Origin of the sequence: Borreliella afzelii (assembly GCF_014202295.1) — a bacterium.
GTDB classification, from domain to species: Bacteria; Spirochaetota; Spirochaetia; order Borreliales; family Borreliaceae; genus Borreliella; species Borreliella afzelii.
The window spans coordinates 184,799-198,087 of sequence record NZ_JACHGM010000001.1 but is presented as its reverse complement, the minus strand read 5'-3'; the positions used below and the strand labels follow the sequence as shown (position 1 = coordinate 198,087).

Here is a 13,289-nt window from a genome sequence, read left to right as displayed (position 1 = left end):
ATAATGGCAATTAAAAAACGAAAATTTTATAAAAGATTTATATATAAGGAGTTGGTTTACATGAAGAGGAAAGCGAAAAGTATTTTATTTTTTTTATTATCCACTGCTCTTTTTGCTCAAGAGACTGATGGATTAACAGAGGGCTCTAAAAGGGCAGAGCCTGGAGAATTGGTTTTAGATTTTGCTGAACTTGCAAGAGATCCAAGTTCAACTAAACTTGATCTTACAAATTATGTTGATTATGTTTATTCAGGTGCTTCTGGGATTGTTAAGCCGGAAGATATGGTTGTAGATCTTGGAATAAGTAATTGGAGTGTTTTACTTACTCCTTCTGCAAGGTTGCAAGCTTATGTTAAAAATTCAGTTGTTGCGCCTGCTCTTGTTAAGAGCGAATCCAAAAGGTATGCAGGTGATACTATTTTAGGAGTAAGAGTTTTATTTCCAAGCTATTCTCAATCATCTGCTATGATTATGCCACCATTTAAAATTCCTTTTTATTCAGGGGAAAGTGGAAATCAATTTTTAGGCAAAGGTCTTATTGATAACATTAAAACCATGAAAGAGATCAAAGTATCAGTTTATAGTTTAGGGTATGAGGTAGATCTTGAAGTTTTATTTGAAGATATGAATGGTATGGAGTATGCTTATTCTTTAGGGACTTTAAAGTTTAAGGGGTGGGCTGATTTGATTTGGTCAAATCCTAACTATATTCCTAATATATCAGCTAGAATAATTAAAGACGATGTTCCCAATTATCCTCTTGCTTCAAGTAAAATGAGATTTAAGGCTTTTAGAGTTTCAAAATCTCATAGTTCAAAAGAGCAAAATTTTATCTTTTATGTGAAAGATTTGAGAGTTCTTTATGACAAGCTAAGCGTTTCAATAGATTCTGATATTGATAGTGAGTCTGTATTTAAAGTTTATGAAACTAGTGGAGCTGAATCCCTTCGCAAATTAAAGGCACACGAGACTTTCAAAAGAGTTTTAAAGCTTCGAGAAAAAATTTCTATGCCCGAAGGTTCTTTCCAAAACTTTATAGAAAAGGTTGAGAGTGATAAACCTGAAGAATCATCTTCAGAAAATTAGGTTTAAATTAATATGTGAAGCTAGCCTAAAGGGTTAGCTTCACATATATGTGATGTTTTTTAATAGGAAATGGTATGGAAATATTAGATTTGGAAAATGAAGAGCTTTTAGGGGTTTTTTTTGAAGAAGCTCAAAATCTTGTAGATATCCTTGAAGAGAATATTATGTCATTAGAGGATGATCCTAATAATTCTGATACTATTGATGAAATATTTAGGGCAGCTCATACTTTAAAAGGAAGTTCTGCTTCTCTTGATATGATGGAGCTATCTGATTTTACTCATATTGTCGAAGATGTTTTTGATGCTATTAGAGATGATAAGGTAAATATAAACAATGCTCTTGTTGATTTGCTTTTAAGTTCATTAGATATTATTAAGGAAATGCTTGCGCTTCGTCTTGATGGCAAGATTTATTTGAATGATATAAGTGATCTTAAAAGCAAATTAAAGCAATTTTTAGTAATTGATGATCAAACCTGTATTAAGAGACTTGAGGAAAATTCAACTAAAAACAATTTTTATCTTTCAAAATTAGATCTTGAGGAGATAAAAGAGGGATTAGGAATTGGACAAAAGGTTTTAAGGATCAGTGTTATTTTTAATACAAATAGCGATTCTGAAGTTGAAAATGGTGGATTAAAAATATTTAATATTTTAAAAAATTTAGGGTCTGTGCTACATACAATTCCTAAATATGAGCAAATAATTGAAAATAAATTTTTAGCAAGAGTGGATTATTATCTGATATATTCAGATATAGAGGGCGTGAAAAAAAGTTTAGATCCTTCAAGTTTAATTGCAAGCTATTTAGTTGATGAATTTAATGTAGAAGAAGAATTAAAAAGGTTTGCAGATAGAAAGATTGAAGATGTTGATTTAGATTTCAAACCCGTTTTAAATGATAGTTTTGATTTTGCAGAGAGTGAGATTTCTGATTTATTGCTTGAGATTGAAAATCAAAAGTTATTTAAAGTTAGATTGTATTTTGTAAAAGACAATCCCATGGCTACTATTAGTGGGCTGCAAATGCTTCAAGCATTAAAAAGTCTTGGAAAAATTTTCAAGTCTATTCCAGATTCTAGTGAGTTGTTGACAGATAAGTTTTTTAATTTTGTTATATATTACTTAATATCAAATGCCAGTGAGGACAGTATTGTTAAAAAGATTAATTTGCCCGATGTTGTTAGTCATTTTGAAATCGAAAATGTTGATTTAGAATCTTTAAAGAATATAAGTCTAAAAGAAAACAATGAAGTGCTTTCTAAAGTAAATAAAAGCATTAAAAAAAACAATCCAATTAGCGTTAATTTAATTAGAATAGATAGTAAAAAAATAGATTACATATTAAATCTTGTAAGTGAGGCTGTAATAAGTAAATCATCTTATAATCAAATAAATTCAGAAATGATTACATTGTTTTATAATTTTAATTATTTTTATGATTATCAAGAAAGTTTCCAGAGAAACTTTTTAATTGATTTGAAGATAATTTTTAAAGATGCAGGCTTAACATTAGAAGATGAGATCGAATCACATATTAATTCTTTGATGAATTTTAAAATGGAAAAGTCTCTTAATGATATATCCGAATTGAGAAATTCTTTTTTCAGACTTCTTCAAAATTTCAAAATGACTTCTGGGCGACTATCTAGAATAATTACAGATTTGCATGAGAGCGTTTTAAAAACTAGAATGTTGCCAATATCTAATATATTTTCAAGGTTTACAAGAGTTGTCAGGGATCTTTCAAAGAAATTGAATAAGCTTGTAAATCTTGAAATGGAAGGAGAGGAAACTGAGCTTGATAAGTCCGTTATAGATGATCTTGTGGATCCTTTGATGCATTGTGTTAGAAATTCAATGGATCATGGACTTGAAACAGCTGAAGAGAGAGTTAAAAAGGGAAAGAACAAAGTAGGTACTATAATTTTGCGTGCTAAGAATGAGGGTAATGTAATATCAATTGAGATTGAAGATGACGGAATTGGTATAGATCCAAAGATTATTAGGCGTAAATTAATTGAAAAGGGAACAATAAAGGAAGATGCAATTTATTCTGATTTTGAACTTATTAACTTAATTTTTGCTCCTGGATTTTCAACAGCAGTTCAAGTGACAGACCTTTCAGGTAGAGGCGTTGGTCTTGATGTTGTAAAAAAAAGCATTGAGAAGCTTAATGGAACTATTTTGGTAGAATCAGAAATTGGTATTGGAACAATTTTTAGGATTAAACTACCATTGACATTAGTGATTATACAAGGTCTTTTGGTAAAGTCGGGATCCGAGACCTATGTTATCCCTTTAAATAATGTTCTTGAAACTCATAGAATAACCGAGCATGATATAAAATTACTTGAAAATTATCATGAAGTTTATAATTTAAGAGACGAAATCATTTCTGTTCTCAGGCTTGATAAACTTTTTAATATAACAAGAGATGATTCATTAATAGAGAAATTTTTAATAGTTGTTAATATTAACAACATAAAGACTGCAATTGTTGTAGACTCTATTCTTGGTGAAGAAGATTTTGTAGTAAAGCCTATTAAGGATAAATTTTCATCAAGCGCGGGTATAGTTGGGGCTACTACACTTGGTAATGGTAAAGTTGTATTAATAATTGATGTTTTTAAACTTTTTGATTTAAAAAAGGATACTAAGGAGTGAATCTCTTGTGCAGATAAAAGAAATTTATTTTGGACCCAAAATTTTAGATGATAAAAATAGTAATTCTAAATTGACCAATTTTGATTTTAAGGTTGTTTCTTTTGAGCTTGGATCGGATCATTATTTAGTAGACATTATGCAGGTTAAAGAAATTAGAAAATCTAGTAATTTTACTTATGTTCCGAATGCCAAAAAATATGTAGCTGGGCTTGATAATTTACGAGGCGAAATAATTCCTATTATAGATCTTAGAATAATGTTTAATTTGGAATTTAATAAAAAAGATCTTGAAGATATTATGGTTTTAAAACATAAAGACCTTCTTATAGGGGTGATTGTTGATAAAATTAATAATGTTTTTTCAATAGATTCTAGTCTTATTCAAGATCCACATCCAGTTTTATCTCAAGATTCTTTAATAAACTATATAAAAGGCGTTGTAGATTATAACGAAAAACTTTATATACTTCTTGATGTTTTTAAAATTTTTAATTATGGCGAAGAAGAAAGGGTTTTAACCTCCGGTCAAAATTTTGTTGAAAAAACCGATTTTGTAGACGATTGTGGTAATTTAGATATCCTGGAGAATGCTAAAAGTAATTTATCTAATAATGGTTTTTCAAAAAATACTAATAATAATGAAAATTCAACTGTAAACAATATTGCAGCTTTTAATTTGGAGAATATTAAAAAAAATCTTTTGAAATTCTCGTTTAATGCTTCTTTAGTAAATGATGTGTTTTTAGAAAAAGTTGGAGTAAAATTTAATATGGTTGATACTGATTGCTTGCCTTACGATAGTTTTTTAAATGAATTTTATTCAAAATCATCAGGAAATCTATGGGGAGCTGATTGTTTGGAAGAATTTCAAAATGAAATTGTTAAGAATCGCTTAAATTTTATGGATAATTTGAATTCTATTTTCAATATATTAGAAATTGGTTGCGGTAATGGAAGGGAGACTATGGCCCTAGTTAACGCTTTGTCTGAGTATTATGTAGGACCATTTAAGTTGACAGCTATTGATAATGATTTATCAAAAGTGGTTGAAACTTCCAGGTTGATTTTTTCAGAGTCAGAAATTGGTATTAGTGAAATTTATCGTAGGAACTCTTTTGAACAAAGTCCTGGAGTTTATAAATTTAAGTCAGAAATTCTTAATAACGTTTTATTTGAATATTCTGATGCTCTTTTTTCAGATTTGCCTGATCATTTGGGAATGGTTTTTTTAAAAGATGTTTTATGTTTCTTAGATAGTAAAGATCAAATTTTAATTTTGAATATTATTGCTTCCAAAACTATTAAAGGGGCTCTTTTGTTTTTAGGAGATAATGAAGAACTTAAAAATAATGATATTTTTATAAAAGAAAAATCTACAAAATATTTTAACTTGTACAGGAGAGTCTAAAGGAGAAATTAATGAGAATAGATTATATAGAGCCATTTTTGGATGCCGCTTCTTCGGTTTTAAGAGATATGTTACTTGTTGAGAATATAGAAATGGGTAAACCAGGGCTTAAATCGATAAATCAAAAGATAAAAGGTGTTTCTGTAATAGTAGGACTTGCTGGATCTGTTGAGGGTAGTATAATTATTGATATGGATATAGAAACAGCTCTTTTTGTTGCTTCTAAGTTAAATTTTGAAGAATATTGCGATTTTGATGATGAGGAAACAAAAGAGATGGTTGCTGCAACTCTCACCGAAGTTGGCAACATTATTGCTGGAAATTTTGTTACTACTTTGCATGCCAAAGGCTTTGTATTTGATATAACTCCACCCGCTTTTATTTATGGAGAAAATATGAAAATAAGTAATAAAGGTTCTGAGGCTTTAATTGTTCCTTTTTCTTTGCCTGATGGTAAAATTATAGAAGTTAATATTGCAATAAGAGAGAGGGTTTGATATGAAAAAAATTCTTTTTATTAGAAAAGAGAGGTTAATATGATTCAAAAGACTACAATTGCTGCAGATTCTTCATCTAAGCCTAGAGGAATCAATTATGATACAGGCATTCCCTTTAATGTTTTGATTGTTGACGATTCTGTTTTTACCGTAAAGCAGCTTACACAAATTTTTACATCAGAGGGTTTTAATATTATTGATACAGCAGCTGATGGAGAGGAAGCCGTAATAAAATACAAGAATCATTATCCTAATATTGATATTGTCACTCTTGATATTACCATGCCCAAAATGGATGGAATAACTTGTCTTTCTAATATTATGGAATTTGATAAAAATGCTAGAGTGATAATGATATCTGCTTTAGGCAAAGAACAATTAGTTAAAGATTGCTTAATAAAAGGAGCTAAAACATTTATTGTTAAACCATTAGATAGAGCAAAGGTTCTCCAAAGAGTAATGTCTGTGTTTGTTAAATAACTTGTTTATAAAAACAGCTCAAGCTTTAATTTTATTATTTTTATTCTTTTAGAAAAAAATCATTTCATTACTTATTTTATCTGAATTCTTTAAAAAATAAGTAATGTTAAGGTTTAATATTTTTATAGGTTCTGTATTATTTTCTATGTAAAGTTCTAATTTGTAAAATCCTTTTTTTGTGTATATTAGTGAATAGCTTTTAAGATTCCCATTTATATTTTTAATTTTAAATATTTTATATTTTAAAAATTTGGTATCAATAAGTTCGCTTTGAATTAGGTATTTATTTGCTTCTTTGTAGTTTAAATTTAATAAGCTATAGTCAGTTTTATTGATCATTATGCTTTTTACAAAATGTTCGGTTAGTTTATAAATATTTTTTTCTATTTCGCTTGTTGGAAAATTAGTATAGTATTCTTTTTCTAAAATTAAATTAAAAGATGAATATTGTTTTATTTCTTCGTTTACTTTTTTTTCAATTGAGAGGTCCAAAAGTCTAGCATTAAGTGGAAAATTTAATAATGTAAATAGCATTGTAATTATTGGGCTTTTCATTTTAATTCCTGATTTTTATTAATTATTTTTTTTACTTTTTCAATTTCTAAAGGTATTTTGCTTTTTCGCTTTGAATTTAGTTTTTCTTTTAGTAGAAGATTGTTAAATGATTTTGCAAGTTCATATACTTTTTCTTCGCTTAAAGTAAAAGGAATTTGAATTTTTCGATATTCTAATGGGTCTTGTAAAATTTTTGTCATTAGAATAATAGGATTTAAAAAGCTTGCCTTGAAAAATTTATAAAAATTCATTAAAAAAATGGTAAATGATGCAAACAATGCAAATAGAAAAATTCCAAGAATAGAGTCGCTTTTTCTTTGCAAATATTTATCTATATAAAATTTTGTCTTTTCTATTTCTATTACTCTGTATTCACTAGGACTGTAGTAAACAAATATTTCGTCTGATTTTGAGTATATTATGTCTTCTTTTTCCTTGATTATTAAGATGAAGGGATATTTTTCTTTAATGTAAGCTTTTTCATTTATTATTGATATATTTTTAATAATATTAAATTCTTGTTTTTCTGGTATTGAATTTACAATTTTTGAGCTTGATATTATTATAAAAAATGTAAATGGTATTAATAAGCTCATTGAAAATGTTCTAGCAAATGCTGTTAGTATTAGGTTCTTTTCTTTTGAATTGTAATAGATTTCTATTATTAGATCGTTAAACCTAAGAAGTCTTAAAAATCTCAATTTGAAAAGTGACAGCATTATTGGATTTAATATGGTTTCGTGGGTAACAATTATGTTTTTAAGTTGATATGAACTGTAAAATACTAAAGGGATAAGGCAGTGAATTATATCGAAGAATAGATTGTTTCTAACGTAGATTTCCAATCTTTGGGAAAGGTAAGCTTTGGTTATTTTGTATAAAAAAATGAAAATAAAAATTGTATCAAATAGAAACCCAAGAAATATTAGTGCAAATCGTATTTTGTATGGTAAAAAAAGAATTATTGAGAGTTCTTCGATTAAAAGTTCAAATATTGAAAAAATTATTATTGCTTTTAAAAAAATCGAAAATTTTTTTACCATTTATTTCCCTTAGCTATTTCTAATAATTCTTTGATTATTCTTGAATCATATTCTCTAGAGCCTGATTGTTTTATTGAAAACCAACTTTCATCATACCCAATAAAACCTTTGACGGGATTATTTTTATATTTTGGAATTCTTGCTCTGGCTGAAAAAATAGCAATTAATGTTGAAATTGGAGACATTGTTTGCAAAATTTCATATTTAAAAAAGCTTTCAATTATGAGTTTGGCTGTTTTTTCGTCTAGAAAATCAGTATCATTGCTTATTGCTTTTGAAGTCGATTCGATATTTTTAATAGTCAATTCGATTCCTTTTTCAAAGCAGTATTTAATTACCAATACTTTCAAGAGAAGTAATATCTTTATATAATTTTTTATGATGTCTGATGAATAAAGGGCTTTATTTTCCTTTTGTATTAAATATATTGTATAAGAGTTTTTTCCTTCAAATAGTTTATTTATGTAAAAAGTAATGTATCCATTGCTTATAGTATTAAAATTATAAAAGAATTCTTTTCTTAAAGATGAATTGACTTTAACGAAGTTAAATATCAAATTTAAGTCGTTTTTTGTTAATTCTTTGGTAAAAAGAGGCTTTACAATGTTAAAATCAATAGCCTCAATGCCAGACAAAACAAATGGTGTAATCATTATATCTGTTTTATCTTTAACGTATTGAATTAGATCTTTTAGTTCTGACTCAAAATCATTCTTGATGAATGTAGTAATAGTTTTTTTGTTTTCCTTTAAATAGCTGAGTATTTCAATTTCTTTTTCTATAGCAGATAAACTTTTTATGCTTTCATGATTGAATAGGTAATGATATATGTAAGGAAAATATGGTTTTATATTCATTTGATTAGGTCCAATAGCTCAAGTGGATTATGGAGTATGTATTTTGCTCCATTTTGTTTTAATTCTTGAACACTTCTAAATCCCCAAGAAACCCCTATTGGCATAAATCCAGCGTTTATTGCAGTTAACATGTCTACATCACTGTCTCCAATATATGCAATTTCTTCTTTTCTAACATTTAATTCTAATATCATATCAAGAGCATTCTCAGGATCTGGCTTTGGTGGAAATTTTTTTGAACAACCTCTGATTTCAAAAAAAAATATATTTCCAAAAATATTTTTTACCAGAGTTATTAATTCTTCGTGATTTTTATTACTTAAAATCCCAATTGGAATATTAAGTTTATTCATATTTTCTAGAAGAGTTTTTATGTTTTCGTATGGTTGTGTTTGAGATGAAAGGTTTTTATTGTATTCTTTTACAAATTCTTTGTAAAGTTTGTTTTGTAAATTAGGATTATTATATTCAAGAGATAATAGCTTTAGAGTATCTATTACAAACTTGTTAAATCCTCTTCCAACAAGGGCATTGAATTTATTTAGTTCGATTTTATTGTATCCTAAGTTTGAAAGAGCAGAATTCATTGAGAATGCAATATCCAAGATGCTATTTACCAGGGTTCCATCCATATCAAAAATACAGGCTTTGATTTTCATAGTACTCTCTTTTATAAATGTTTAGTCATTCTTTTATTTTATCATTAATTTGTTTTCTTTATTAAGGTTTTTATATTTTAAGCATTTTTTATTTACTAGTAATTAATTTTTATAAATAATTTATTTTGTTTATTAAAATATAAAAATGTTATTGAAAATATAAATTTTAAGTTTTATTATATTTCATTAGAATAGAATATTGTAAGTCATTTGTGTTTGATATTTATTAGGGTTGAATCTTAATGAGAGAAGATATATTAGTATTAGAAAATATTACAAAAAAGTACGGCGATTTTATTGCCAATGATGATGTTTCTATTAAATTTAAGGCAGGCGAAGTTCATGCTATTCTTGGAGAAAATGGTGCTGGAAAGACCACTCTAATGAAGACTATTTATGGAATTCATCAAGTAAATAGCGGTCGAATTATTTTAAAAGGTCAAGAAGTAAGCTTTAAGGATTCAAGTGAGGCTATTCGAAATGGGATTGGAATGGTTTTTCAACATTTTATGTTAATTCCACAATTTACTGCTGTTCAGAATATTATTCTAGGATATGAAAATTCAAAATTTGGTTTTATTGATTACAAACAAGCTAGAAGAAAAATAAATTATCTTTCAGAAAAGTATGGTTTAAAAATAGATTTAGAGAAAAAGGTTGAAGATTTGAGTGTTGGTATGGAACAAAAAATAGAGATATTAAAAGTTCTTTATCGAAATGCAGATATTATTATTTTTGATGAACCTACTGCGGTGCTTGCTCCAAGTGAAGTTGATGATTTTATGAATATTTTAAAGGTGCTCACTCAAGAGGGTCATACTGTAATACTTATTACTCATAAAATAAAAGAAATTAGGTCTATTGCAAAGCGATGTACAATTATGCGCCTTGGAAAGACTGTTAAAACTGTTAATATTGCTGAGATTGATGACAGAGATCTTACAAAATTAATGATAGGGAAAGAGATTGCACTTCGTTCATCTAAGATTCAATTTGAAAATCATTTTAATGTTCTTGAAATAAAGAATTTAAGCATTAAAGATGAGAGAGGAATTTTAAAAGTTAAAGACGTTAATCTTAATCTGAGAAATGGTGAAATTCTTGGGATATCAGGTATTGAGGGAAGTGGCCAAGAGGATTTGGTTGATGCAATTTTGGGTTTAAAAAGTATATTTAAGGGCGATATTTTTAAAAAAAATGCTTCGGGCAATTTAGAATCTTTAAAAGGTTTAACAATTAAGCAAATAATAGATAAAAAAATTGGTAATATCCCTTCGGACAGGCAGAGGCACGGTCTTATTTTAGAATTCAATGTTATGCAAAATATTGGGCTTAAGAGCTTTGATAATCCTGATTATTTGAGATTTAAAAAAAATCATTCAAAGAATAATTTTGATTTAAAATTTAATTTTTTCAATTTTATTAAAAGACAATTTAATAAGGTTAAAAAACAATTTGTAGGGTTTGATCTTAACATTTTAAAAAAATTGAGCAACCAACTTGTAAATTATTTTGATATTAGACCAAGAAATATTTTTAATAAGGTAAAATATTTATCTGGAGGTAATCAGCAAAAGGTTATTATTGCTCGCGAGGTTAGTTTAGAGCCAGATATTCTTTTGGCTATTCAACCTACAAGAGGTCTTGATGTTGGAGCTGTTGAGAATATTTATAAAAGAATAATAGAGCAAAGAGATGCAGGTAGATCTGTTTTGTTAGTTTCTCTTGAACTTGATGAACTTGTTAATGTTTGTGACAGAATAGCTGTGATGCATGATGGAAAGATAGTAGGTATTTTAGAAGACAATTTTGATATTGATGTTATTGGTAAAATGATGATAGGTTTAAGCTAAATGAGAAGTAGTAAAAATGTATGCAGTAAATTTATATTGAAATTTTTAAATTCTTCAGTATTTGTAAGTGTTTTTGCTCTATTTGTTGGATTTTTAATTGTTGGTTTAGTGGTAATAGTGTTTGGCTATTCTCCTTTTAGAATGTATTTTATCATACTAGAGATTATGTTTTCGTCTCCCAAACATTTAGGTTATGTTTTAAGTTATGCAGCTCCTTTAATTTTTACAGGCCTTTCTATTGGTATTTCTTTAAAAACAGGTCTTTTTAATATTGGGGTTGAAGGTCAGTTTATGCTAGGATCTATTGTTGCTTTAATAGCAGCGGTTTTACTTGATTTGCCCCCAATTTTGCATGTAATTACTATTTTTGTTATTACTTTTTTAGCGTCAGGTAGTTTAGGAATTTTAATTGGATATTTAAAAGCTAAATTCAATATTAGTGAAGTAATTTCAGGAATAATGTTTAATTGGATATTGTTTCATTTGAATAATATAATTTTAGATTTTAGTTTTATTAAAAGAGATAATAGTGATTTTTCAAAGTCCATTAAAGAGAGTGCATTTATTGATTTTTTAGGCTCTTGGAAGCTTTCACCAGAAGGTCTTGCTTATAGGGCTTCTCATCCTTTTATTAATGAACTTTTAAAAGCTCCTCTTCATTTTGGAATAATTTTAGGTATCATTTTTGCTATTTTAATATGGTTTTTGCTTAATAAAACTATTATTGGATTTAAAATAAATGCCACGGGAAATAATATTGAAGCTTCAAGATGTATGGGCATTAATGTAAAAGCTGTTCTAATCTTTTCAATGTTTCTCTCAGCAGCTGTTGCAGGTCTTGCTGGTGCTGTTCAAATTATGGGTGTTAATAAATCTATATTCAAGCTTTCTTACATGGAAGGAATTGGTTTTAATGGGATAGCTGTTTCTTTGATGGGGAATAATTCGCCGATTGGCATAATATTTTCTAGTGTTCTTTTTTCTATATTGCTTTATGGAAGCAGCAGGGTTCAAAGTTTAATGGGTCTTCCATCTTCAATTGTATCTTTGATGATGGGAATAATTGTTCTTGTAATTTCTGCCGGTTATTTTTTAAATAAAATCTTTTTAAAAGGTGTTAAGGGTGTCAAATATAATAATATTCTTAATTAGTGAAACTCTAATAAATTCTCAAACCTTAATTTTAGCTGGCCTTGGGGGTCTAATAAGTGAGAAAAGTGGAATTATTAATATTGGACTTGAAGGAATAATGACAATAGGAGCATTTTCAGGAGCTGCAGTTGCATATTTTACACATGACCCATTATTTTCAATTTTTGTTGGTGGATTGGCGGGGCTTGTACTTGCTATTTTGCACGCTGTTTTTACAATTTTTTTAAAATCAGATCAAATTATAACCGGAATGGCGCTTAATTTTTTAGGACCCGCTATTGCTGTTTTTATAAGCACTTTGATTTTTTCTTCTATTTCAACTCCGCCTATAGAAATAAAGTTGCCGATACTTTTTAATGGAATTTTAAGCAAAACGTCTTTTATATTCCAAATTTTTGGCAAAAGATATTCTGTATACATTGCAATATTAGGTGTGGTTTTATTTCATATTGTTTTCAAATACACTAAAATTGGGCTTAGAATTAATGCTAGCGGCGAAAATCCAGAGGTATTAGAGTCTGTTGGAGTTAGTGTAAATAAGATTAGATTTTGTTGTGTTCTTTTGAGTGGGTTTTTAGCAGGGGTTTCGGGTGCTGTTCTTACAACAGTGATTGCATCAAGCTATGTGCAAGGGGTTACAGGTGGACAAGGTTTTATTTCTATTGTAATGTTAATTTTTGGAAAATGGACGCCTTTTGGGGTTTTAATGGGTAGTTTTTTGTTTTCATTCGTAAAAACTTTGGCAATTGTTTTGGCTCAATCGCCTTTTTTGTCTTTGATAATGCCACCCAAAATGTTAGTTATTACCCCATATTTAATTATTATTGCAAGTCTTGTCTTTTTTTCAAAAAGAAATAATGCGCCTAAGTTTTTAGGAATACCTTATAAAAAGCATTAGTAGTTAATAATGGTCTATAATTTGTTTTTCATATTTTGAAAATTCTTTTAATTTTTTAAGAGTTTTTAAATTTTTGCTGTAAATTTTTTTTTGATACCCTTTTTGATCTTTAGTTTATTTGATTAAATAAGT

At 27.9% G+C, this 13,289-nt stretch carries 12 protein-coding genes; 8 read left to right on the top strand and 4 right to left on the bottom strand.

Annotated features, from left to right (window positions below; all coding sequences use genetic code 11):
* Window positions 1-60 precede the first annotated feature (60 nt).
* The 5 genes from flaA to HNP63_RS00875 all read left to right on the top strand — a co-directional run bounded on the left by flaA (window position 61) and on the right by HNP63_RS00875 (window position 6,140).
* A complete protein-coding gene (gene flaA, locus HNP63_RS00895; RefSeq protein ID WP_004789457.1) occupies window positions 61-1,086 on the top strand; it encodes a flagellar filament outer layer protein FlaA in 1,026 nt (341 codons plus the stop codon).
* Window positions 1,087-1,160: 74 nt separating this feature from the next.
* Window positions 1,161-3,755 carry a chemotaxis protein CheA gene (locus HNP63_RS00890; RefSeq protein WP_011601158.1) on the top strand — a complete coding sequence of 865 codons (2,595 nt, stop codon included), beginning with the start codon at window positions 1,161-1,163 and terminating at the stop codon, window positions 3,753-3,755.
* A gap of 7 nt (window positions 3,756-3,762) precedes the next feature.
* A complete protein-coding gene (locus tag HNP63_RS00885; RefSeq protein ID WP_011601159.1) occupies window positions 3,763-5,163 on the top strand; it encodes a CheR family methyltransferase in 1,401 nt (466 codons plus the stop codon).
* Between the two features lie 11 nt (window positions 5,164-5,174).
* Window positions 5,175-5,660 carry a chemotaxis protein CheX gene (locus HNP63_RS00880; RefSeq protein WP_004789896.1) on the top strand — a complete coding sequence of 162 codons (486 nt, stop codon included), beginning with the start codon at window positions 5,175-5,177 and terminating at the stop codon, window positions 5,658-5,660.
* A 39-nt stretch (window positions 5,661-5,699) separates the two neighbouring features.
* Window positions 5,700-6,140 (top strand): response regulator, encoded by a 441-nt coding sequence (locus HNP63_RS00875; RefSeq protein ID WP_002557259.1) that lies wholly within the window; start codon window positions 5,700-5,702, stop codon window positions 6,138-6,140.
* 48 nt (window positions 6,141-6,188) lie between these two features.
* On the opposite strand, the gene HNP63_RS00870 is transcribed toward HNP63_RS00875, so the two are convergent.
* The 4 genes from HNP63_RS00870 to HNP63_RS00855 are packed head-to-tail and all read right to left on the bottom strand — an operon-like array spanning window position 6,189 to window position 9,254.
* Window positions 6,189-6,695, bottom strand: a complete 507-nt coding sequence (locus tag HNP63_RS00870; protein WP_183226986.1) for a hypothetical protein — start codon at window positions 6,693-6,695, stop codon at window positions 6,189-6,191.
* Window positions 6,692-7,738 carry a hypothetical protein gene (locus tag HNP63_RS00865; RefSeq protein WP_011601160.1) on the bottom strand — a complete coding sequence of 349 codons (1,047 nt, stop codon included), beginning with the start codon at window positions 7,736-7,738 and terminating at the stop codon, window positions 6,692-6,694. The genes HNP63_RS00870 and HNP63_RS00865 overlap by 4 nt, the downstream gene beginning before the upstream one ends.
* Window positions 7,732-8,595, bottom strand: coding sequence for a hypothetical protein (locus HNP63_RS00860; RefSeq protein WP_183226984.1), 864 nt, complete (start codon window positions 8,593-8,595; stop codon window positions 7,732-7,734). The genes HNP63_RS00865 and HNP63_RS00860 overlap by 7 nt, the downstream gene beginning before the upstream one ends.
* Window positions 8,592-9,254, bottom strand: a complete 663-nt coding sequence (locus tag HNP63_RS00855; RefSeq protein WP_004789982.1) for an HAD family hydrolase — start codon at window positions 9,252-9,254, stop codon at window positions 8,592-8,594. Before HNP63_RS00855 ends, HNP63_RS00860 begins: the two co-directional genes overlap by 4 nt.
* Before the next feature lie 242 nt (window positions 9,255-9,496).
* Between HNP63_RS00855 and HNP63_RS00850 the strand changes: the two genes are divergently transcribed.
* Genes HNP63_RS00850 through HNP63_RS00840 form a run of 3 tightly spaced genes read left to right on the top strand, consistent with a single transcriptional unit; the run spans window position 9,497 to window position 13,157 of the window.
* On the top strand, window positions 9,497-11,107 hold the full coding sequence (locus HNP63_RS00850; RefSeq protein WP_011601162.1) for an ABC transporter ATP-binding protein: 1,611 nt from the start codon (window positions 9,497-9,499) through the stop codon (window positions 11,105-11,107).
* A complete protein-coding gene (locus HNP63_RS00845; RefSeq protein ID WP_011601163.1) occupies window positions 11,108-12,259 on the top strand; it encodes an ABC transporter permease in 1,152 nt (383 codons plus the stop codon).
* Window positions 12,231-13,157: an ABC transporter permease gene (locus HNP63_RS00840; protein ID WP_183226982.1), complete on the top strand. Its 927-nt coding sequence runs from the start codon at window positions 12,231-12,233 to the stop codon at window positions 13,155-13,157. The genes HNP63_RS00845 and HNP63_RS00840 overlap by 29 nt, the downstream gene beginning before the upstream one ends.
* Window positions 13,158-13,289 lie beyond the last annotated feature (132 nt).

What these genes read in the sequence shown, in the direction of transcription:
- flaA (WP_004789457.1), top strand. Translation starts at nt 61, where the DNA reads ATGAAGAGGAAAGCGAAAAGTATTTTATTTTTTTTATTATCCACTGCT.
- HNP63_RS00890 (WP_011601158.1), top strand. Translation starts at nt 1,161, where the DNA reads ATGGAAATATTAGATTTGGAAAATGAAGAGCTTTTAGGGGTTTTTTTT.
- HNP63_RS00880 (WP_004789896.1), top strand. Translation starts at nt 5,175, where the DNA reads ATGAGAATAGATTATATAGAGCCATTTTTGGATGCCGCTTCTTCGGTT.
- HNP63_RS00875 (WP_002557259.1), top strand. Translation starts at nt 5,700, where the DNA reads ATGATTCAAAAGACTACAATTGCTGCAGATTCTTCATCTAAGCCTAGA.
- HNP63_RS00870 (WP_183226986.1), bottom strand. Translation starts at nt 6,695, where the DNA reads ATGAAAAGCCCAATAATTACAATGCTATTTACATTATTAAATTTTCCA.
- HNP63_RS00865 (WP_011601160.1), bottom strand. Translation starts at nt 7,738, where the DNA reads ATGGTAAAAAAATTTTCGATTTTTTTAAAAGCAATAATAATTTTTTCA.
- HNP63_RS00860 (WP_183226984.1), bottom strand. Translation starts at nt 8,595, where the DNA reads ATGAATATAAAACCATATTTTCCTTACATATATCATTACCTATTCAAT.
- HNP63_RS00855 (WP_004789982.1), bottom strand. Translation starts at nt 9,254, where the DNA reads ATGAAAATCAAAGCCTGTATTTTTGATATGGATGGAACCCTGGTAAAT.
- HNP63_RS00850 (WP_011601162.1), top strand. Translation starts at nt 9,497, where the DNA reads ATGAGAGAAGATATATTAGTATTAGAAAATATTACAAAAAAGTACGGC.
- HNP63_RS00845 (WP_011601163.1), top strand. Translation starts at nt 11,108, where the DNA reads ATGAGAAGTAGTAAAAATGTATGCAGTAAATTTATATTGAAATTTTTA.